This is a genomic window from Streptococcus suis, assembly GCA_022354845.1.
In the GTDB taxonomy this organism is placed as follows: domain Bacteria; phylum Bacillota; class Bacilli; order Lactobacillales; family Streptococcaceae; genus Streptococcus; species Streptococcus suis_AA.
This window is the reverse complement of sequence record CP031970.1, coordinates 631,627-652,600: the sequence shown is the minus strand read 5'-3', so window position 1 is coordinate 652,600 and position 20,974 is coordinate 631,627. Positions and strand designations below refer to the sequence as shown.

Annotated in this window: 20 protein-coding genes; 2 read left to right on the top strand and 18 right to left on the bottom strand. The window is 40.7% G+C overall.

Features of this window, described 5'->3' with window-relative positions:
* Window positions 1–2: 2 nt before the first annotated feature.
* The 3 genes from D2A30_03465 to D2A30_03455 all read right to left on the bottom strand — a co-directional run bounded on the left by D2A30_03465 (window position 3) and on the right by D2A30_03455 (window position 3,710).
* Window positions 3–2,240 (bottom strand): DNA internalization-related competence protein ComEC/Rec2, encoded by a 2,238-nt coding sequence (locus D2A30_03465; protein ID ULL20721.1) that lies wholly within the window; start codon window positions 2,238–2,240, stop codon window positions 3–5.
* Complete coding sequence (locus D2A30_03460; GenBank protein ULL20720.1) at window positions 2,224–2,901, bottom strand: ComEA family DNA-binding protein; 678 nt, start codon at window positions 2,899–2,901, stop codon at window positions 2,224–2,226. Before D2A30_03460 ends, D2A30_03465 begins: the two co-directional genes overlap by 17 nt.
* Before the next feature lie 65 nt (window positions 2,902–2,966).
* Window positions 2,967–3,710: a 1-acyl-sn-glycerol-3-phosphate acyltransferase gene (locus D2A30_03455; protein ULL20719.1), complete on the bottom strand. Its 744-nt coding sequence runs from the start codon at window positions 3,708–3,710 to the stop codon at window positions 2,967–2,969.
* Window positions 3,711–3,801: 91 nt separating this feature from the next.
* Between D2A30_03455 and D2A30_03450 the strand changes: the two genes are divergently transcribed.
* A complete protein-coding gene (locus D2A30_03450; GenBank protein ULL20718.1) occupies window positions 3,802–4,551 on the top strand; it encodes a tRNA1(Val) (adenine(37)-N6)-methyltransferase in 750 nt (249 codons plus the stop codon).
* On the top strand, window positions 4,541–4,813 hold the full coding sequence (locus tag D2A30_03445) for a GIY-YIG nuclease family protein (GenBank protein ULL20717.1): 273 nt from the start codon (window positions 4,541–4,543) through the stop codon (window positions 4,811–4,813). The genes D2A30_03450 and D2A30_03445 overlap by 11 nt, the downstream gene beginning before the upstream one ends.
* Window positions 4,814–4,830: 17 nt before the next feature.
* Here the strand turns inward: D2A30_03445 and D2A30_03440 are convergent, their stop codons facing one another.
* The 15 genes from D2A30_03440 to D2A30_03370 form a co-directional block, all read right to left on the bottom strand.
* Entirely contained in the window at window positions 4,831–5,442 is a 612-nt protein-coding gene (locus D2A30_03440; protein ULL20716.1) for an FMN-dependent NADH-azoreductase, read from the bottom strand.
* Window positions 5,443–5,562: 120 nt separating this feature from the next.
* A complete protein-coding gene (locus D2A30_03435; protein ID ULL20715.1) occupies window positions 5,563–5,970 on the bottom strand; it encodes an N-acetyltransferase in 408 nt (135 codons plus the stop codon).
* Window positions 5,971–6,099: 129 nt separating this feature from the next.
* Window positions 6,100–7,680: a DEAD/DEAH box helicase gene (locus D2A30_03430; protein ULL20714.1), complete on the bottom strand. Its 1,581-nt coding sequence runs from the start codon at window positions 7,678–7,680 to the stop codon at window positions 6,100–6,102.
* Window positions 7,681–7,965: 285 nt separating this feature from the next.
* Complete coding sequence (locus D2A30_03425; protein ID ULL20713.1) at window positions 7,966–8,349, bottom strand: PH domain-containing protein; 384 nt, start codon at window positions 8,347–8,349, stop codon at window positions 7,966–7,968.
* 276 nt (window positions 8,350–8,625) lie between these two features.
* Window positions 8,626–10,170, bottom strand: a complete 1,545-nt coding sequence (locus D2A30_03420) for a peptide chain release factor 3 (protein ULL20712.1) — start codon at window positions 10,168–10,170, stop codon at window positions 8,626–8,628.
* Between the two features lie 169 nt (window positions 10,171–10,339).
* A complete protein-coding gene (locus D2A30_03415) occupies window positions 10,340–11,704 on the bottom strand; it encodes a UDP-N-acetylmuramoyl-tripeptide--D-alanyl-D-alanine ligase (protein ID ULL20711.1) in 1,365 nt (454 codons plus the stop codon).
* Window positions 11,705–11,758: 54 nt separating this feature from the next.
* Window positions 11,759–12,427 carry an ABC transporter ATP-binding protein gene (locus tag D2A30_03410; GenBank protein ID ULL20710.1) on the bottom strand — a complete coding sequence of 223 codons (669 nt, stop codon included), beginning with the start codon at window positions 12,425–12,427 and terminating at the stop codon, window positions 11,759–11,761.
* A 9-nt stretch (window positions 12,428–12,436) separates the two neighbouring features.
* The gene (locus D2A30_03405) at window positions 12,437–13,513 is read right to left on the bottom strand and encodes an ABC transporter permease (GenBank protein ID ULL20709.1); all 1,077 of its coding nucleotides are present in this window, start codon (window positions 13,511–13,513) and stop codon (window positions 12,437–12,439) included.
* Window position 13,514: 1 nt separating this feature from the next.
* The gene (locus tag D2A30_03400) at window positions 13,515–13,895 is read right to left on the bottom strand and encodes an OsmC family peroxiredoxin (GenBank protein ULL20708.1); all 381 of its coding nucleotides are present in this window, start codon (window positions 13,893–13,895) and stop codon (window positions 13,515–13,517) included.
* 112 nt (window positions 13,896–14,007) lie between these two features.
* Window positions 14,008–15,054, bottom strand: coding sequence for a D-alanine--D-alanine ligase (locus D2A30_03395; GenBank protein ID ULL20707.1), 1,047 nt, complete (start codon window positions 15,052–15,054; stop codon window positions 14,008–14,010).
* Window positions 15,055–15,162: 108 nt separating this feature from the next.
* Window positions 15,163–15,759 (bottom strand): recombination protein RecR, encoded by a 597-nt coding sequence (gene recR / locus D2A30_03390; protein ULL20706.1) that lies wholly within the window; start codon window positions 15,757–15,759, stop codon window positions 15,163–15,165.
* An 8-nt stretch (window positions 15,760–15,767) separates the two neighbouring features.
* Window positions 15,768–17,840 carry a penicillin-binding protein 2 gene (locus D2A30_03385; protein ULL20705.1) on the bottom strand — a complete coding sequence of 691 codons (2,073 nt, stop codon included), beginning with the start codon at window positions 17,838–17,840 and terminating at the stop codon, window positions 15,768–15,770.
* Between the two features lie 277 nt (window positions 17,841–18,117).
* Window positions 18,118–18,921, bottom strand: coding sequence for an MBL fold metallo-hydrolase (locus tag D2A30_03380; GenBank protein ID ULL20704.1), 804 nt, complete (start codon window positions 18,919–18,921; stop codon window positions 18,118–18,120).
* 6 nt (window positions 18,922–18,927) lie between these two features.
* On the bottom strand, window positions 18,928–20,277 hold the full coding sequence (gene vicK / locus D2A30_03375; GenBank protein ID ULL20703.1) for a cell wall metabolism sensor histidine kinase VicK: 1,350 nt from the start codon (window positions 20,275–20,277) through the stop codon (window positions 18,928–18,930).
* The gene (locus D2A30_03370) at window positions 20,270–20,974 is read right to left on the bottom strand and encodes a DNA-binding response regulator (GenBank protein ID ULL20702.1); all 705 of its coding nucleotides are present in this window, start codon (window positions 20,972–20,974) and stop codon (window positions 20,270–20,272) included. The genes vicK and D2A30_03370 overlap by 8 nt, the downstream gene beginning before the upstream one ends.

Genomic DNA, 20,974 nt, shown 5'->3' with positions numbered 1-20,974 from the left:
CGTCACTCTTTTACCGTTTCAATACTCCACTGTTTCCAACCTCGGAAACGGATTGCTCCTTGCAGATCCGTTCGGTAAACCTGCATATTTTGACTGTCGAGACGTTCCAGAGTTTCCTTGTGTGGATGTTGATAGCGATTATTTTCACCAGCAGAAATCAGAGCAATTTTTGCTCCAATATGGTCTAAAAATTCTGGATATGAAGAGCCCTTGGAACCATGGTGACCTGCTTTCAGCACATCGACTGGTAGCTGCGGATAAGAAGTGATTAAATCTAATTCCCCTTGCTCCAAGTCACCGGTAAAGAGGAAATTCGTTTTTAACAAACGACCATAGAGTACAATCGAATCATTATTGCCACCATCTCCGATTCCATTGGGATATAGAACTTCTAGATAGGAATCAAAAATGGGCAATCGATCTCCAGGATTTACAACATGAACAGGGACATTTATTTTCCTCAAAGTCGCAACAAAATCTGGTACAGTCAAACTACCTGGAGAAACGTAAATCTTACCGATCTGAATCTGCTTAGCCACTTCTAGCACATCACCCACATGATCTGCATCGGTATGGGTCAAGACTAAGCTATCAATCCTATCCACACCTCGACTATGCAGGTAAGGAATCAGAGTTCGCTCCGCATTTGCTTCCCTAGACCGCTCCCGCCAAGCTTCCTTTGCAGCAAAGTCAACCCGACCACCCACATCAATCAGAACCGTCCGCCCCCGCATGTCCCGCAAAAAGATACTATCCCCCTGCCCTACGTCTACCACCGTCACCTCGTTTTCCAGCGGGTGTTTGGTTATGAAAAATAGCAGAGCAAGCATCAGGCTCAGTCCTAGGAGGCATTTCTTCTCTCTGTGAAAATCATAAAGCAAGAAAAGGCAGACCAGCAAGAGCAAAAAGACAAGGCCCGTAGGTTTTCCTAAAATCCAAGGGCTAATCCCCAATTCTGCCACCCATACAATAATCTTTTCCATAAGGATAAAGAATCCGTTGACCCACGTAATTTTAATGAAGGGCGATAGTAAAAGAATGACAGATAGCCCAGGTAACAACAACACATCAAAAACAAAGGAAAAAACAAACGTTAAAAGGATAGATAAGGGCTGAAAGGCAAAAAAATAGGACATCAAGACCGGTAAAATTCCAAGAGAAATACTCAGACTCTCCACTGCTACCTTCTTAAGTTGCCTTAGCTCTTCAAAATCAAAGACTGTCAATAACAAAGCATAGGTAAATGTTAGCACACCGCCTGCAGTCAGAAGAAACCGTGGCATAAGCAAGAGACAAACAAAGACTGTTGCTGCAAAATTATCCAATTTTCGTAGTCCAAGATTACCCAGAATTTTCTGGACCAAGGACCGCACGACTGAGACTGAAAATCCTGTCAATCCTGCATAAACAAGAGAAAACGGAATTTGAAGCTTATCGACAGTTTCCTTTGTTAAACCCAAACGCAATAAAAGCCAGCGAAATTTGTCAATGAAAAAACCAACCTGCATCCCAGACAGGGCAAAGAGATGAATGATCCCTAAACTAGAATAGAGGTCACTCATTTGGTCAAAGTCACTATCTAACTCTCCCAATAGTAATCCAGTCATGTAGTGGCTCATTGGAGCAGGAAAATGAGATTTGATATAAACGAGAGCCTGCCTCCGCCAGGTTGACAACCAGTCAAAGATATTCCAAGAATGAATAGGGAGAATATTGTTAATGGTACTTATTTTTACTGTCCGATAGATGCCCTGGGTTTTGAGATAAGCCTGATAATCAAAACCATTGAAATTACGTTGACCTGCTGGTTGGCTAACTTCTGCATCTACCTCTAACTGCACCAAGTCCGTAAGCTCCTGAAAATAGGTTTGTTCTTCCTGACTTGCAAGTTTATAGAAAACCTGAAAAACTTGACCTTCAGCCCGACCACGAAAAGATAGACTGTCTCCGTTGACATCAATGGTATCAGGAATAACCTGCACAGTTGTTACTTGCTCTGGAGCCCATAGATTTGTCCGCTCCCATTGTATCTTCTGACATTCGAAGAAGAGACCACATAAGGCTAGAAGCGGTAGCGTTTTGATGAAGACCACCTTTCCTTGCCGAAGCCCAAAGACTGCTAGTAACAGACTCAGCAGGCTCATTGTCAAAAGGGAAAAAGAGTGAACTGCAAAGTAGGTTAACACCGCCAAAACTGCAAAGTGAATGGGCTTACAGGGGAGTCTAATCAACCGTGACATATGGTCGGATACTTTCCATCGTTTTATCACCAATTCCTGAAACATTATTCAGATCATCAACCGATTTGAAACCACCATTGGCTTCACGGTAAGCAATGATATCCGTCGCTCTCTTTGCACCTATACCTGAAATGGTTTGTAAATCTGCCTCGGTGGCAGTATTTAAATTGACCAAAGAAGATTGGCTCTCCTCTTGAGTTTGAGTAGCTACAACACTTGAATTTGGTGCTGTTATTACTGAAATATCCTCATCCTTGTGTGCGACGTAAATAATCTCTTCATCTGCCAATTTTTGAGCTAAATTGACTGATTTTTGATTTGCTTCTGCTGTAAAACCACCAGCCGCAACAATCGCATCATTGACGCGACTCTCGAACTTAAGCGTGTAAAGTCCAGGTCTCTCTACTTCTCCTTTAACATCTACCACAACCAGTTGGATTTCTTGTTCAGTATCTCTTGTTTTGCTTTCTGTACTGGATTCTTCAACCTCTTCTGGAACACTACTTGCTTGGTTCTCCTGTGAAAATGCTGCCAAACCCGTTTGATCTGCAGGCTGAGGAGGCTGGTTGAGCAATAGAACACTCACAACCACTACTGTCATCATACTTGCAATTACACAAAACCACTTATGTTCCTTTACTATGTTTAACATTTCTTCCATAAATTTACCTCCATCCTTTTATTCGAAAATAAAAAAGAAAAACCCGCAGAAACGAGTTTTTCAATTCATTTTTTTAATTCTACCGATGGATTCCAAAAGAAGCTTGCTATGTAACTAAAAACATAGGTTAATCCTAAAATAATTGCTACTAGGATAAGGATAGGGAGACGGTAAATATAAGTTAATATATTTGGTTTTTTCTTAGTTTGGAAGGATGCTGCGTAATCATTCAAACGTTTAAATTCAGTTTCGATTCGATGAGTTACTTCAGCCGTCCCTGCATCGTCCAAGCGCTTGATGTCTGAAACATCGATAGGATTTCCAAAAGCCACATCGATTCGCTCACCAGCCAAGAGCCCATTGATGCTCATCGGTCCCACATAGGTTGCAGGCATGAGTTTAACCTTGGCTGACTTGGCAATGACCGCTACACCACCTTTTATTTCTGAAGAATGACGACTTCCAGAAGGAAACATGACCAAAGAACGATTGCTTTTTTTCAACATGTTGACAGGGTATTTAATAGCTGCCATCCCAGGATTTTCACGATCAATTGGGAAGGCTCCACATTTGCGAATCCACCAGCCAAAACCGCGATCCTTGAAGAGTTCTTTTTTAGCCATAAAAATAAACTGTTTTGGCGCAGCAGCAAATCCTAAAAAAACAGGATCCCAGAAGGTCTTATGTGGAGCGATTAAAATATAATTCTCCTCTTGTGGCAATATTTTTTCTTTATCATGATAATGGATATTTCCATTAATTGCCCAAAGTAAAAAAGATAGTAAGGTACGTAAATAGGCGTAAAACATAGTCATCTCCTTTTCAGTCCTTACATTATACCATATTTTATCTCCGAAAAAAATCTGAAGTTCTGTTCTTACAATATGCTATAATTATCATATGCATAAAATAGAATTACAAGATGGGGAGCGGATTGACCAGCTCTTCTCAACAGATGTTCAAATTATTCAAAATCGGGAAGTTTTTAGTTATTCAATTGATAGCGTCCTCCTATCGCGTTTTCCGAAAATGCCAGCTAAAAAAGGATTGATTGTCGACCTTTGTAGCGGAAATGGGGCGGTGGGCCTCTTTGCCTCCACACGTACAAAGGCTCAGATTGTCCAGGTTGAATTACAGGAACGCTTAGCGGACATGAATCGGCGATCCATCGAACTCAATGATTTAGAGGAACAGTTAACAGTGATTAACGACGATTTGGCAAACTTACCTCATTATGATTTACGATCAAAAGTTGATTTAATGCTCTGCAATCCTCCTTACTTTAAAGTAGATGAATCTTCTAACCTCAATGAAAGCGAGCATTACCTTTTAGCCAGACACGAGATTGCGACCAACCTTGACAATATTTGCCAGGTAGCACAACAAGTACTCAAATCCAATGGTCGCTTGGCCATGGTCCATAGACCAGATCGATTTTTGGATATTTTAGATAAGCTACGTATCTACAAACTGGCTCCAAAACGCATCCAGTTTGTCTATCCCAAGGCCAGTAAGGAAGCGAATATGTTACTGATTGAGGCTATCAAAGATGGTTCTGTAGATGGATTACATATCCTACCACCTCTGGTTGTTCACGAGGAAAACGGCGACTATACTCCTGCTATTCATGAGATTTATTATGGAAAATAAAGCCTATTTTTATGTTTTAGAATGTGCTGATGACAGCCTCTATACCGGTTATACAACAAATGTGGAAAAAAGACTTGCTACTCATAATCGTGGAAAAGGTGCTAAATATACACGTGGTCGTTTGCCTGTCAAACTACTCTATCAAGAAGCTTTTGGCAGTAAGCAGGAAGCCATGTCTGCCGAAGCCTTGTTTAAAAAACGTAGCCGGCAGAGCAAGTTAAATTATATTGCAGAAATGCAAAAAAAGTCATGCTCCAAATGAAGCGTGGCTATTTTTTATTAGAAATGTAGTAAAATATTATCAATTTTCCCCATAGCTTCTTCAAATATCGCTTGAGCCTGGCTTGGATCAGCTGATTGTCCTTCGATGAAGACTTGCTGAATGTCTTTAAAGCCCAAAAACTCAAAGATAGACTTGATGTACTGGGCAGCTGGATCTTGACCTGCATAAACACCACCATTGGACTGGATGTGCAGGAGCTTTTTGTCCTTGATCAATCCGATAGAGCCTTCTGGGCCATACTTAAAGGTCAGGCCTGCTACATTAATTGTATTTATCCATGAAACAAGCTGACTTGGTACATTGAGGTTCCAAAGGGGATTGACGACCACAATCTTATCCGCCGACAAAAACTGCTGAGTAAAAGCATTGTACCGTTCCAACCGCTCGGCTTGTTCAGATGCAATCTCCTCCCCCTTCTTTGCAGCTGCCATCGCTTCCAACAAAGGTTTATCTAGGGTAGGAATCTCGTCTTCAAAAACATCTACTATTTCAATCATATCTTCTGGATGCAAACTGGCGAATCGAGTTTCAAATTCTTCCAATGCCCTCAAAGCATAGGACTTTTGTGGGTCAAGGGGGTGGGCCTTTACAATTAATACAGTTGCCATTGTTCATCTCCTTTGTTACTAATTATTGATAAATATATTCTACTCTTTTTAATTTGAAATTCAAATCATCTGCTCAAAGCAGAGGCTGGTCAACCAGCCTCTGCTTTTCTTGTTTGTTTCTTATTTTAAATAAGTATAAGCAACACAGCCTAAACTATCAACAGCCGTAAAACCGAGTGCTTCATAGAATGACCTTGTTTTCTCAGTATTATCCGTCAAAAGATGAAGCTGATAAATACCTGGAAAGTGTGAAATAGCTTGCTCTAAAAGATTTCGACCAATTCCCTGACGCTGATAGGCGGGGAGGACCAAAATATCCTGAATGAAGATGATAGAATAACCATCACCAACTGCCCGCAAAAGACCAACTAGACGGTCACCGTCAACGGCAGCAAGAACGAGCAGACTATGTTCCAAGGCCTTCTCTAGCATTTCTGGATGGCTACTATAGCCTGTCCAACCCACAGAAGCATAGAGGTCTAGGACAGCTTGAAAATCGAGTTGAGGATTTTGTTTGTAAGTAATCATGATGTTCTCCTTTGTATTGTTTTTTAGAATACAAAGGCTTTGTCCATTGTTAAAACACCCATGGTCTTACCTCCTGTTTGCTACTTCTAGTATAACAAAAACCGCTCCAATTATGAAGCGGTTTTGAACTTATCTCTCACCCTTATTTCGGATAACAAATCCTGTTTTCTTTTCACTTGATGTACGTTGGTGTGATTTTTTGTTGTCCTGACGGTGGTTGTCGCGTTTAAACTTGTCATCACGACGGTCGCGGTCAGTGCGGTCACTACGGCGTCCTCCACGATCACGATTGCGGTCTCCATCACGACGGCCACCACGATCACGGTCGCGGCCACCACGTCCACCCTTGCCCTTGGCTTGTCCAGGAGCAAATTTAAATGGTAATGGTTTTTCACGCGCAATTTCTACCTCTGGCAGGCTATCCGGATCTTGAACAGTCAAAGTTAAGACATAAAGTGCTAATTCTTCAGGGGTAAATTCAGCCGCTAACTGGATAGCATCTTTCTTGAACTTGTCAAAATTGCTACGGATGGTGTCGTCAGCCATATCACGTTCAATCTTTTTCAAAGCAATTTTTTTCTTAGCTTCAAAAGCTTCTTGTGCAGTCGCAGACTTGAGCCCCTTCATACGCTTCTTGGTTAGATCTTCGATGATAGCTAAGTAGCCCATCTCATTTGGCGAAACAAAGGTAATAGATTGACCTGATAGACCCGCGCGCCCGGTACGGCCAATACGGTGAACATAGCTTTCTGGATCTTGAGGAATGTCGTAGTTATAGACATGAGTTACACCTGATATATCCAAACCACGGGCTGCAACGTCTGTCGCAACAAGGACATCAATCTGATCATTTTTAAAATCACGAATGACACGGAGACGTTTATTCTGGTCCAAATCACCATGAATACCTTCAGCACGGAACCCACGCAATTTTAATCCACGGGTCAACTCATCGACACGGCGTTTGGTACGACCAAAAACAATGGATAATTCTGGCTGGTCAACATCCATCAAACGTGTCATCGTATCAAACTTTTCATGCTCTTTAACACGAATAAAGTACTGTTCAACGTTGACATTGGTTAATTCCTTGGCTGCAATCTTAACATGCTCTGGTTCTTTCATGAACTTGACACCAATGCGCTTAATTGGTTCAGGCATAGTTGCAGAAAATAGAAGTGTTTGGCGACTCACAGGTACACGTTCGATGATTGCTTCAATATCATCTAAGAAACCCATGTTGAGCATTTCGTCAGCTTCATCAAGAATAAGAGTTTCAACTCCATCCAAACGTAAAGCTTTACGTTTAATTAAATCTAATAGACGTCCTGGTGTACCGACAACTATGTGGGCACCTGATCGAAGGGCCTTTATTTGCTTATCAATACTAGAACCACCGTAAACCGAGCGAACTTTTACGCCTTTATCACGACCAAATTTGAATAACTCTTCCTGACTTTGAACTGCCAATTCTCGCGTAGGAGCAATAACTAAAGCTTGAACAGTTGGATTACTTGTGTCGATTTTATTTAGAGTAGGTAGCCCAAAGGCTGCAGTTTTTCCCGTACCTGTCTGGGCTTGACCAATCACATCTTTTCCCTCCAAAGCAAGCGGAATCGTTTGCTCTTGGATTGGTGATGGCGTTTCAAAACCTGCCCTCTCAACAGCAAGTAAAATATCTTCGGATAAGTTTAATTCGGTAAATTTCAATTTTTTCTCTTTTCTAAAAGGCAGTGCGAAGCTACCTTATCTCACGTTATTTGTAACAATTATTTCCACTGGCAGCGAACTAACCAGTATCAGACTTGCAACTTACCTAGTATAACACAATCTAGGAATAATCGTTAGTAAATACTTTTAAAATAAAAATAATACGTTTTCATAAAAAGCAGATTCCACTACTCTGCTTTTTTAATATGTCATTCTATAAAAAATTTATTACTAAATTCATTTTTCAAAACGAAATACCATCTATTGGAATCTTCGAATCAGTAACTATTTTTCTAAAACGGCAGTAGCTAAGGCTTTTTGAATGGCAATCACACTTTTATCACTCTTAAATTGAAGAATTTCAGCAGGTTCTGTAGCCGAAGAAATCCAAATTTTGAGCTCGGCATCCAAATCAAAATGTCCTGATGTTTCTACTGTAAAGCGCGAAATAGAGCGATAAGGAATAGACTTATAGGATACTTTCTTCCCAGTCACCCCTTGTTTATCCACCAAAATTAAACGATATTCCGTAAACACAATCAAGTCACGAACCAAGCTGAAAGCCATCTCAACCTGTTCATTGTCCAACAATACATGTTCTAATTCCTGCTCAATTTTGTCATTATTTAATTGCGAAGCATTACCAAGCAAACCTGAAAATAGTCCCATTATTTGACTCCTTTGTTGATTTTTATCTATTTTACCTAAAAACTGGTAATAAAAAAAGCAAAAACCTCTAGGAAGTTTTTGCCATCATATATAGTAAGCTAGTTTTATATAAACGCGAAAGTTCGAAATTAGGTAAGCCGACTCCCGTTGGCTCTCATCTCCAACCTTTCACCTCGCTTTATCATCTATGGGCTCGGGTTTCTATGGTCACTTTTTCGTTTTAAGGTGACCAGCTGAAACAGTTTCCCAAACTGTTTCACTCCTCCCAGACTGTTGTTACATTTTCTCTCCCAACTCCACATCAGGATATTTGTCCGCGAACCAGCGGAGGGCGAAGTCGTTTTCAAAGAGGAAAACTGGTTGGTCAAAGCGGTCTTTGGCCAAGATGTTGCGACTTGATGACATACGCTCATCTAGGTCTTCTGGCTTGATCCAGCGGACAGTCTTTTTACCCATTGGGGTCATGACTACATCAGCATTGTATTCACCTTCCATGCGGTGTTTAAAAACTTCAAATTGGAGCTGTCCAACGGCACCCAGCATATACTCGCCTGTCTGGTAGCTCTTGTAGAGCTGGATAGCACCTTCTTGCACTAGTTGCTCGATTCCTTTGTGGAAGGATTTTTGTTTCATGACGTTTTTGGCAGAAACTTTCATAAAAATTTCAGGTGTGAAAGTCGGTAGCGGTTCGAATTCAAACTTGTTCTTGCCTACGGTCAAGGTATCCCCTACCTGAAAGGTTCCTGTGTCGTAAACCCCAATAATGTCACCGGCAACTGCATTTTCTACATTCTCACGGGACTCGGCCATGAACTGCGTCACGTTGGACAACTTAGCTCCCTTGCCTGTACGAGGCAGGTTAACCGCCATACCGCGTTCAAATTCACCTGAAACCACACGGACAAAGGCAATACGGTCGCGGTGACGCGGGTCCATGTTGGCTTGAATTTTGAAAACAAAACCTGAAAAGTCTTTGTTGAGTGGGTCAATAACGTCCCCTGTCGTTGTCTTGTGACCATGTGGCTCTGGAGCAAATTCCAAGAAGGTATCAAGGAAGGTCTGAACACCAAAGTTTGTCAAGGCTGAACCGAAGAAAACAGGTGTCAAATCACCGTCCAAAATGGCCTGCTCTGAAAATTCATTTCCAGCTTCCGCCAAGAGCTCGATATCGTCCAGAACTTGGGCATAGAATGGGTTAGATCCAAAGAGCCTGTCACCCTCGTCCAAACTTGCAAAACGCTCTTCACCACGGTAGAGCTCCAAACGTTTATTGTGAAGGTCATAGAGTCCCTCAAAGGATTTTCCCATTCCGATTGGCCAGTTCATTGGATAGCTGGCAATACCCAAGACTTCTTCCAACTCCTGCAATAAATCAAGTGGCTCTCGGCCATCACGGTCCAACTTGTTGATAAAGGTGAAAACGGGAATATTGCGGTGCTTAACAACCTCGAAGAGCTTTTTGGTCTGGGCCTCGATACCTTTGGCAGAGTCCACCACCATGACAGCCGCATCCACCGCCATCAAAGTACGATAAGTATCTTCTGAGAAGTCTTCGTGCCCTGGTGTATCCAAGATATTGACACGCTTACCTGCATAGTCAAACTGCATAACAGATGAGGTAACAGAGATACCACGTTGTTTCTCAATATCCATCCAGTCAGACTTAGCAAAGTTACCAGTCTTTTTCCCCTTGACTGTACCTGCCTCACGAATCTCTCCACCAAAATAAAGCAATTGCTCGGTAATAGTGGTTTTACCAGCGTCCGGGTGAGAGATAATCGCAAAGGTGCGGCGTTTCTTAATTTCTTCTTGTAGTGACATCTTTTTTCCTTTTCATTTTCTTTTTTTGATACATAGCAGAGCTTGGCCCTGATTTCATACAGTCTACATTGGATAATCCTCATTCTTTGATTGAGCAACTCTAATGTAAAAGAGCTGCTACTGCAACTCTCTTATTATATCTGAAATAAAAGGAATTTTCAAATCAAGTCTATTTAACTTCTAATGCCTCCACCACTTTTCCAAGTTTCATGGAATTGGAGCCTTTAAAGAGGATTTGGTCTTGCCCACAAAGAACTTCCTTAACTTGTTTCACCAGATCTTCAAATTGGTCCTGCTCAGCATTTTTCCTAAAGAAATAGACTTTTCCAATTGGAAACATCTGACTAGCCAGCTGGGCTAACTCTTCAATATCCTGACCGTAGAAAATGACGGTATCTAGCACATCAGGCGATAGGCTTAGAATCATCTGATTGTGGAGATTGACGGACTGGCTACCCAGTTCTTTCATATCTGCTAAAACTGCGATTTTCTTGCCACCTTCATTTGCTGGAATGCTAGAGAAGGTTTCCAAAATCAATCGCATGGCAGTTGGATTGGCATTATATACATCGCTGAGAATGTCTGCTCCGTTTGTTGCCTTCTTCCATTCGGTGCGGTTGCGAGTCAAGTTAAGATTGGCTAGGGCTGAGGTGATTGCCTCATCGGACACACCCAAGATTTTGCCCACATAGCTTGCTACCATGGCATTGGTGGCATTGTACTTGCCCGTTACTGGGAGGAAAATGTCTCCTTCCATAAAGTTTACGGTAAAGGTCAGGCTATCCTTCGATTCAACCAAACTTGTTACTTGCAAATCTCCCTCTTCACCAAAACGAACGAGATCCACATGGCTCGGCAAGAGCTTATCCGCAATCGGATCTGCTGGGATCAAGAGTTTACTACCTGGCTCCATTCCATCCGCAATCTGTAATTTTCCTTTGGCAATCTCTTTCCGTGAGCCGAAAAATTCTAGATGGGCTTCTCCAAAAAGGGTAATAACTGATAGACTTGGTTTGGCAATTTCAGATAGGAGATGAATGTCTCCCAAGTGGTCCTGCCCCATTTCCAATACCAGTTTTTCTGTTTCATCTGGCATATGGAGAATAGTGTAAGGCAGACCGATTTCGTTGTTATAGTTGCCTTGTGTTTTGTAAGTCTTGTATGTAGTTGCAAGGATATCATGAATCATATCCTTGGTGGTTGTTTTACCGTTTGAGCCTGTCACAGCAATGACTTCTACCTCCGTTTTCTCTAGGTAGTAGGCCGCTAATTGTTGAAGCGCAGCCAAGCAGTCATCTACTAGGATGTGGGGAACATCAAGGCTGACTTCAGACAGGGTTACCGCACAGCCATTTTCAAAAGCCACAGGAATAAAGTCATGACCGTCACGCGCTCCCTTGAGGGGAACAAAGAGGTCACCAGTTGTGACGAATCGGCTATCGAACTCGACCTTGTTGAGTGCTGTATCGGGATAAAGACTAATATCGTTTTTTGCGCCCAAGACCTGAGCGACTTCGTGTAGGGTTAATTTCATGGTTTTCTCCAATAAACTAAAAAAGAGCTTTCGCTCTTTTCATTATACCACTTTTTACCGAACTTGAGTGAGGACACCATCTTTCATCTCATATACCTTGTCGCATTTTTCTATCATGCGCTGGTCATGTGTCACCATGATGATGGATTTATTTCGTTCCTTTGCTTCTTTAGCTAGAAGTTCCACTACTTCAAAGGACCGGTTACTATCTAGGCTGGCTGTCGGTTCATCAGCTAGAATCAAGGCTGGGTCATTGTAGAGTGCACGTGCAATTGCTACCCTCTGACGTTCTCCACCTGACAAATCCTTAGGGAACTTGTTTTTAAGATGGGCCACTCCCAAATCTGCCAGAAGTTTTTGATGTTTGTTTGGGTCGGTTTTCTTATTGACCTTATCAACCAAGGTTAATTGCTTTTCGACTGTCAAAAATGGAATCAAATTAGAAGCCTGCAAGACAAAGCCAATATCCTTATAGCGTAGTTGAGCACGTTTCTTTTCTGGTAGATCAGAGTAGTCTGATTGATTGATTAACACACGACCTGTTGTTGGTGTTTGTAGACCTCCTGCCAAGGTCAAAAAAGTTGATTTCCCAGACCCGGACGGTCCGATGATTGCAACAAACTCGCCTTCTTCAATACTAAAATTAGTCGGTTTGAGAGCTGTAATAGTTTGACTACCGTCTTGGAAGGTTTTACTAATACTTTCAAAAATGAGTGTTTTCATAACAACCTCCTAAGATAAATTTTGTAATGGATCTACCTTAAAGATAGAACGTACAGAGAAACTAGCACCTAATAGGGCAAATATAACAAGAGCTAGACCGATTACGATATAGAAGGTCCAGTTATTTTCAAATGGCACAGCGCTTGGCAAGACAAGGGACGATAAATACGTTCCAGCCAATCCAACGACAGTTCCCAAACCAGCCAGAAGGAAGGTTTGAGCCAGTACAGAACCTGAGATATAGCCATTTGAAAGACCTTGAATTTTCATCAAACCAAAAATCGGAGATTTCTGTGTTGTCAAAACAAAGATAAAAATACCAATCACAATAGCAGAAATGACGACCAAGAAACCAATCATAAAGCCGAATGTTATATTTTGAGCCTTATATCCTGGCAGATATTCAATGAAATCTGCAATGGCAACTTTTTCCAACTCATCCGGTACTGAGGAGACATCTCCACGAATGACAATGGCACTGGCCAGACTACTAGTAGCTGCCTGTTGCTTATCTGCCTGTATTAATTCTGAAAATGCATCAAAACCCATATAAACGACAGGTGCCACACCAAAATAAGCATTATCTGTATACCCAACAATAGTCACTTTTTCATCAGAACCTGACAGATAGATTTGATCTCCAATTCCAAAATCTTCTACCTCTGACAAGGTTTTGTCTACAACGACTTCTCCAGTTTTTTCATACAAACGACCTTCTACAATATTCGGTACGATAAAACTATCTGTTTCAACCGCAAAGATATTGACTTTCTCTTTTTCATCAGTTGCAGCATCTTTATCCACATATGCAACTCCTGCCTGTTGGCGAATCAATGCCTTGTCACCAGCATCTACTTGGTCAAGCAAAGCTGTATCAATTTTTGACGCTGTAATCAAGCGATTGCTTTCTGAATCAAGCAAGACATAATCTGCCTGCCATTTATCAACTGCTGTTTTATTTTCCTGCATGAGACCATAAGCCAAACCAGTCAGGAAAAAGACAAGGTAGAAAATTAGAATTAACAATCCTAAAATCAAGCCATAACGCAGCTTATTCTGCCGCATCTCTTCAATTGCTAAAAACATCTTACTCCACACTTTCTAGGACATAAAATTTTGCCTCAAATATAATACTTTCTTTTAAAAGAGCTTTAACTTTACACTTTTGTTCAACGTATGCAAGAATCTTTTCCTGCTTTTCCGAAGAGACCTCCTCTCCGATTCCAACCAAGACTTCAATGTGCTCATTATCCAAACGACTCTCCACCTGAACAGGCATAGTTTTATTGCCTTCTTTGCTGGCATAATAACCCTGGACACACATGGTGACGCAGGCAGCTAAGCCAATGTTGACTAGACTAACGGGAGTCTCCCCCTTCTCCGTCACTCCAAAGGTATGAATCGTTTCACCATAACCTTGAGAAATTGCCTGAAACAGACCTTTCCCTTTTACTGTCGTTTGATACATAAACACCTCCAGAACATGTCCCATTTTATTCCATTTTGCAATCCTTTGCAAGAAAAAGGTTTAGAAAATGAAATAAAAAAAGATTGGTAAAGTTTCCAATCTTTTCCTTGTTTTATATTAAATGACTTTCACGTTTTTCAAACATTTCTTTGGCCAATCGAACAAGCTCTTCAATCAAATCTGGGTAAGCTAAGCCCATATTGTCCCAAAGGAGTGGATACATGGACCACTGGGTAAAGCCTGGCATGGTGTTGAGCTCGTTGAGGAAGATGTCGCCGTCTTCTGTCAAGAAGAAATCACAGCGAGAAAGTCCACAACCACCGATTGCACGAAAGGCCTTGGCAGCATTTTCTCGCATGATAGCCATAATTGATTCGTCAATTTGGGCTGGAATATCCATTGTGATTTTGTTATCAATGTACTTGGCATCATAGTCATAAAAGGCAACGTCTTTGACTACTTCGCCAGGAAGTGTGGTTTTCACGTCAGCATTTCCCAAAAGACCAACTTCAACCTCACGGGCGTTGACACCTTGCTCAACAAGGATACGACTATCATACTTAAATGCTAAGTCTAGAGCTGCATGTAAGCCAGCTAAATCTTCAGCTTTAGAGATACCAACGCTGGAACCCATATTAGCAGGTTTTACAAAGACCGGATAAGTCAACTTTTCTTCAATCTCTGCAATCTTTTCCGCAATATTCTCACCTTCGATAACTGCCACATAAGGTACTTGGGCAATACCAGCTGATTCTAGTACGCGCTTGGTTGTAATCTTATCCATGGCAACGCTAGAAGATAAAATATTGGTGCCAACATAAGACATACGAAGCACTTCCAAGAAGCCTTGAATAGAGCCATCTTCTCCCATTGGCCCATGAAGAACTGGGAAAACGACTGCCTTTTCTTCATAGATATCGCTCGGACGGATTTTTTGTTCTTCAATAATTGTCGCATTTGTCATGAGTTTTTCATCGGCAGACGGTGTTTGAGAAAACTCTTGCGTCTTAATAAAGTCCCCTGTCTGACTAATGAAATAGGTTTTGACAAAAAAATTATCATAATTGATGGCGCGCATAACGCTTTCTGCGGATAAAACAGATACTTCACGTTCTGCTGAACGTCCACCATAAAGTAAAATCAAGGTTTCTTTTGACATATTCAATCCTTCCTGTGTCAATATTTTCTCTATTAGTATAGCATATTTTAACCACTCGAAATTGACCTAAGGTAAATTCGAATGATTATGAGTCAACCAGCCATTCGTCTACAACTCTGTTCTATTTTCGATTGCTCGCAGTAGAGTAACTTCATCTGCATATTCAATATCACTTCCAACTGCTAGACCTCGAGCTAATCGGGTTACTTTTATTCCAGCAGGTTTAAGCACACGAGAAATATACATTGAAGTCGCCTCACCATCCGCAGTTGCATTTGTCGCCACAATAACTTCTGTAACCTCATTGTCCATCAGACGAGTGAGGAGGGATTTCAAATTAATATCATCTGGTCCGATACCATTCATTGGCGAAATCAAGCCATGCAAAACATGATAGAGACCGTGGTATTCTTGAATATTTTCCAAAGCCGTAACATCCCGACTATCCTCTACAATCAAAATTGTAGATTGATCTCTCGTTGAGTCCTGACAAATAGCACAAGGGTCTTGGTCCGTCAGATTACCACAAATCGAGCAATAAGATAAATCTCGCTTGGCTGCCAATAAATTTTTGGCGAATTCATTAACGACATCATCCTCCATACCAATTGTATAAAATGCTAGACGAGTGGCAGTTTTGATACCAATACCGGGTAATTTAGAATAACTATCAATTAACTTGGCAATAGGTGTAGGGTAAAGCATAAGCCTCCTTAATTCATTGGGTGAAGTGATTGATATAGATTGATAATTTCTTGAGTAATTGTATTAGTAGTTGTTGAACTTTGATTGGTCAAGTTTGGTAGGACAACTGCTACCGCAATTTGAGGATTATCACTAGGCGCATAAGCAACAACGTTGGTATTGACCGCAGTAACCACATCACCAGAAGCTGTCGTTGTATAGGTTTCGGCTCTACCAGTCTTGGCACTGATGGTCACGGCCGCACCACGACCGATAGCACTACCTGTATTAAAGCGCCCACTACCATTGACAACTTGGTAGAAACCTTGACGAAGAAGAGACATTTCCTCAGCGGAAATATTAACCTGATTCATCTCCTTACCAGATACGGTTTCAATTAATTCTCCCAAACCACCTTGGGCATTATTCCCATAAATTCCCTCAACGAGGTGTGGAGAAATCCGTGTCCCGTTATTCGCAATGGTCGCTGCATACTGTGCCATCTGCATCGGTGTATAGTTATCAAACTGTCCAAAAGCATTGGTAATAAAATTGGCTGTCGAATACTCTTCCGGTAAAAATCCTATAGATTCGAGTGGAAGGTCAATACCTGTTGACGCACCTAAACCATACTCTGCAAAAGTCGAACGAAGCTTAGTCATGGCATTTGTCAATGTATCGCCATCATTCAAATACATGTTAGCTGAGTAGGTCTGACCAAGTAGTCCCAAAGCAATCTTAACCATGTAGGCGTTAGAAGAATATTCTAGAGCCTCTGTCGCATCAATATTAAAACTACCATAGGCCCACCAAGATGTAATTGGTGCTGAACCTGCAAAATAGATTGGTTCGTCTAACTGCACTTGATTGCCACTGATAACTCCATTTTCCCAACCAGAGCTGATTGTCGCTCCTTTGACGATGGAACCTGGTGTGAAAACACTTGTAATAGTACCGAGGGCATCTTCTGTTATACTACCTGCTCCTTTTTCATGACTGTATCCAGACATGGCAAGCACCGCACCTGTTGAAGGTTCCAATGCGACTGCATAAACTCCTTCCGAGTAAAGTGCACTACCAGTAGCCAGCTCACTTTCAAAGTATTTTTTCAAAATAGCATTGACCCCATCTTGAAAGGCTAAATCAATAGTCAGTTTAATATTATTTCCTTGCTGCCCTTCTTGGATTGTCTCAATACTTTCGACATTGCCATTTCTATCAAGGTTGATTTGTTTTTTCTCACGTTGACCTTGCAATACTTCTTCATATTGTTTCTCGAGGTAGGCAGTTCCCACACGGTCATTTGATGAGTAGCCCTTGGAGAGATAGTATTCCGCATCTTCAGCAGGCAAACCAGCCTGTTCACTTGTTACAGTACCAATAATTGAGCTAAGTGAAGTATCTAGAATACTCCGTTGCCAGTTATTTGTAGTTGAGATTCCTTCAAGTTGGTCAGAATTTGCTACAATCAAAGCCACTTGTTCAGCCGTAAGGCTGTCTGTGACAAGATTAACTGTTTCAAAATAGGAAGCGGCATTCATCTGCGTAAATAGTTCAATTGCTTTCAACTCTTCATCAGAGTAGTTTAACTGTTCAGGCGTTAAACTAGCAACAGCATTTGTATAGATTTCTGATTCACTTAAATAATTGCCATCTGCATCGAATCGCTGCTCTTTAGGAAGTTTATTTAGCACTTCCTGGTAGACTGCTTGATCTGCCAGATAGTAGTCAGCTTTATCCCGATCTGAAACACTGACATCCGAAACTGTGACCCATTGAAGTAAATTTTTAGCAACCTGCTTCATTTCCTCAGCAGTCATTTTATTGGAGCGCGTAAAAGACACTACTTGTTGTATCTGATTTTCAACCAAAGGCTTTCCTTTGGCATCGTAAATCAGTCCTCGAACAGAACTTTTAGTGACTACTTTCTGACTAGCAGTTGCTAATTTATTACTATAAAAATCATGATTCACAATCTGCATATCTGCCAACCGAACAATCAGCACTGTAAATAATAAAATGACGACTCCAAATAAAATATTTAATCGAATTTGAATCATATTTCTTGCATTACCAGTTGATTGATGATTCTTTTTTTTCAAAAGACAAACCTCATTCTAGAAATATTCTTCTTATTATACCACAGGAAAATCATAATTTTTAGCCTTAGCCTCCCTTTCAAGAAATATTTTCTCCATACAATAATCTTCCTCCACAATAAAATCATCTCCAATAATAAGTCTTTTCAATTCTAATAGTAACAGTGAATAAATTTGAAATAATAACGCGAATTATTATATCATTTCTCCTCTTTTCACTTCATCGCAAAAAAACAAAAAAAGCCGTGCGAACACGACCTTTTACGGATCTTTCTATCTATCAAATCTTGGTCAATACAGTCGCTGTATCTGGCGAAGTATCATAAATTTGAAAATCTGTACCAACACCTAAATCAGCTTGTGCCAATTGGTTAACCATAGTCATATGTGCCAGTTCCTTAATATTATTTTCCTTTGATAGATGCCCTAGGTAAATCTTATTGGTCCGATTTCCGAGCGAACGAATCATGGCATCTGCACCATCTTCGTTACAAAGATGCCCTTTATCCGACAAAATCCGTTGCTTCAAATTCCAAGAATATGAACCCGAACGAAGGATTTCAACATCATGATTGGATTCAATCAAATAGGCATCTGCATTTTCCACAATACCCACCATTCGGTCACTAACATAACCAGTATCCGTCAACATAACAAAGGATTTATCATCTTTCATAAAGCGGTAGAACTGCGGACAAGCAGCATCGTGGCTGACACCAAATGACTCAATATCCAGGTCTCCAAAAGTTTTCATTGAGCCCAATTCAAAAATGTGTTTTTGGGCGACATCAATTTTGCCCAGCTTGCTTTCCATTGCCTGCCAGGTCAATTCATTGGCATAAATATCCATACCATATTTACGAGCTAACACTCCTATACCATGGATATGATCGCTATGTTCATGGGTGACTAAAATGGCATCAATATCATCTGGTTTTCGGTCAATTTCTGCCAAAAGACTAGTGATTTTTTTTCCCGATAAACCTGCATCCACTAAAATTTTCTTTTTATCCGTTTCCAAATAAAAACAATTTCCACTAGACCCGGATGCTAAAATACTATAATTAAAACCTGTTCCGATCATACTCTCCTATTCTTCCTCAACAACCTCTTCCCACTCATCCAGTGCAATATCCTTACTATATGGTAAGACAATCGTAAATGTCGAACCATGTCCATACTCACTTTTAGCCCAAATGAAACCTTTGTGTTGCTTTACAATCTCTTTTGCAATCGCCAAACCTAAACCTGTGCCTCCTTGGGCTCTCGAACGCGCTTTATCAACTCGATAGAAACGGTCAAATATTTTAGGTAAATCAGCTTTAGGAATACCCAAACCTTCATCTGAAATAGAAAGAATAAGCTGACTATCTGTCGTTTTCATACTAAAGGTAATGTTTCCCCCATCTGGAGAATACTTGATAGCATTATTCAAAATATTATCAACTACCTGCGTCATCTTATCGGTATCAATTTCAACCCAAATTGGACTAATCTGGTAATCACGAATAATAGCGTAGGTCTTACCAACATCAGAATTCTTCATCTGATCAAAGCGATTCAAGATAAAAGTGATAAAGGCTGTAAAATTGATTAACTCTACATCTATCTCTCCAACCTGATTATCAATGCGAGATAAACTTAAAAGATCTGTAATCATCCGCATCATCCGGTTGGTTTCATCTAAGGATACCTTGACAAAACTTGGGGCAACCGATTCAGTCAGAGCTCCCTCATCCAAGGCTTCCAAATATGATTTAACCGAGGTCAACGGTGTACGCAATTCGTGACTGACATTAGAAACAAACAGTCTGCGCTCACGTTCCTCCTTGGCCTGCTCCGTCATATCATGTAGGACAACAACCAACCCTGATATGAGCCCACTTTCACTCCTAATCGTTGCAAAATTAGCTCGTAAGGTCAGTAATTCTTGATTCTCATTAACTTTTTCTAAGACGATTTCAGGTGTTTGAGATAACAACTCACGCAGACTATATTTGTCTTGAAGTTCTAGAACATCAAGTAAAAAATATTGCTCCTGTTTATGATCTTTTAACCCCAGTTGTTTCTGCGCCATATCATTGACCATGATAATTCGGCCAATACGATCTGTAGCAATGACTCCATCACTCATGTAGGAAAGAATGGAACTGAGCCGGATTTTTTCTTGTTCTAGGTGATCGTGCGTTAAACGGATTACTTCTGACAAATCATTCAGTAAATTTGCCATTTCAGTAATCTCTGGACTTCCTCGCAAATCCAATACATCAGAGTAATTACCATCTATCAAGTCGCCAACTTTTTTATTGAGTAATTGAATCTGCTTATTGTCACGATAGTTTTCTATCAACAATACTGTCAACGCCATTAGAAAGCCGACCAAAATAACAACAAACCAAAATTCAGCTGTTGTAATTAGATAGCGTAATTGATTAATCATAAGCTTTTATAAAATAACCTACTCCCCTGCGTGTCAAGATGTATTCCGGACGACTTGGAGTGTCTTCAATTTTTTCGCGCAAGCGTCGAACCGTCACGTCCACAGTACGTACATCTCCAAAATAATCATATCCCCAAACAGTCTCAAGTAGATGCTCTCGCGTCATGACTTGCCCAATGTGCTTGGCCAAATGATACAATAATTCAAATTCACGGTGTGTTAGTTCAAGTTCTTTTCCATGTTTCTTAGCTACAAAAGCATCTGGAACAATTACCAAATCACCGATTACCAATTCTGGAGTACCAGATGATTCAACTGCTCCTTGCGTCTCAGCCAATTCACTTCGACGAAGAAGAGCTTTTACACGCGCCTGTAATTCACGGTTTGAGAATGGCTTTGTCACATAGTCATCCGCACCAATTTCAAGCCCAATAACTTTATCAAACTCACTATCTTTAGCTGACAACATTAAAATAGGAACATTACTTGTTTTTCGAATCGTCCGTGCTACTTCTAATCCATCTATTTCTGGAAGCATTAAATCTAAAATAACAATGTCTGGAAACTCTGCTTCAAAAATATCAAGCGCCTCACGTCCATCAAACGCAGTAACTACCTCATATCCTTCACGTGTCATATTGAACTTAATAATATCCGAGATTGGTTTCTCATCATCAACAATTAAAATTTTCTTCAT

Bases quoted from the DNA above. Each gene is read 5' to 3' on its own strand.
- D2A30_03465 (ULL20721.1), bottom strand. From the start codon at position 2,240: ATGTCACGGTTGATTAGACTCCCCTGTAAGCCCATTCACTTTGCAGTT.
- D2A30_03460 (ULL20720.1), bottom strand. From the start codon at position 2,901: ATGGAAGAAATGTTAAACATAGTAAAGGAACATAAGTGGTTTTGTGTA.
- D2A30_03455 (ULL20719.1), bottom strand. From the start codon at position 3,710: ATGTTTTACGCCTATTTACGTACCTTACTATCTTTTTTACTTTGGGCA.
- D2A30_03450 (ULL20718.1), top strand. From the start codon at position 3,802: ATGCATAAAATAGAATTACAAGATGGGGAGCGGATTGACCAGCTCTTC.
- D2A30_03445 (ULL20717.1), top strand. From the start codon at position 4,541: ATGGAAAATAAAGCCTATTTTTATGTTTTAGAATGTGCTGATGACAGC.
- D2A30_03440 (ULL20716.1), bottom strand. From the start codon at position 5,442: ATGGCAACTGTATTAATTGTAAAGGCCCACCCCCTTGACCCACAAAAG.
- D2A30_03435 (ULL20715.1), bottom strand. From the start codon at position 5,970: ATGATTACTTACAAACAAAATCCTCAACTCGATTTTCAAGCTGTCCTA.
- D2A30_03425 (ULL20713.1), bottom strand. From the start codon at position 8,349: ATGGGACTATTTTCAGGTTTGCTTGGTAATGCTTCGCAATTAAATAAT.
- D2A30_03420 (ULL20712.1), bottom strand. From the start codon at position 10,170: ATGTCACTACAAGAAGAAATTAAGAAACGCCGCACCTTTGCGATTATC.
- D2A30_03415 (ULL20711.1), bottom strand. From the start codon at position 11,704: ATGAAATTAACCCTACACGAAGTCGCTCAGGTCTTGGGCGCAAAAAAC.
- D2A30_03410 (ULL20710.1), bottom strand. From the start codon at position 12,427: ATGAAAACACTCATTTTTGAAAGTATTAGTAAAACCTTCCAAGACGGT.
- D2A30_03405 (ULL20709.1), bottom strand. From the start codon at position 13,513: ATGTTTTTAGCAATTGAAGAGATGCGGCAGAATAAGCTGCGTTATGGC.
- D2A30_03400 (ULL20708.1), bottom strand. From the start codon at position 13,895: ATGTATCAAACGACAGTAAAAGGGAAAGGTCTGTTTCAGGCAATTTCT.
- D2A30_03395 (ULL20707.1), bottom strand. From the start codon at position 15,054: ATGTCAAAAGAAACCTTGATTTTACTTTATGGTGGACGTTCAGCAGAA.
- recR (ULL20706.1), bottom strand. From the start codon at position 15,759: ATGCTTTACCCTACACCTATTGCCAAGTTAATTGATAGTTATTCTAAA.
- D2A30_03380 (ULL20704.1), bottom strand. From the start codon at position 18,921: ATGATCGGAACAGGTTTTAATTATAGTATTTTAGCATCCGGGTCTAGT.
- vicK (ULL20703.1), bottom strand. From the start codon at position 20,277: ATGATTAATCAATTACGCTATCTAATTACAACAGCTGAATTTTGGTTT.
- D2A30_03370 (ULL20702.1), bottom strand. From the start codon at position 20,974: ATGAAGAAAATTTTAATTGTTGATGATGAGAAACCAATCTCGGATATT.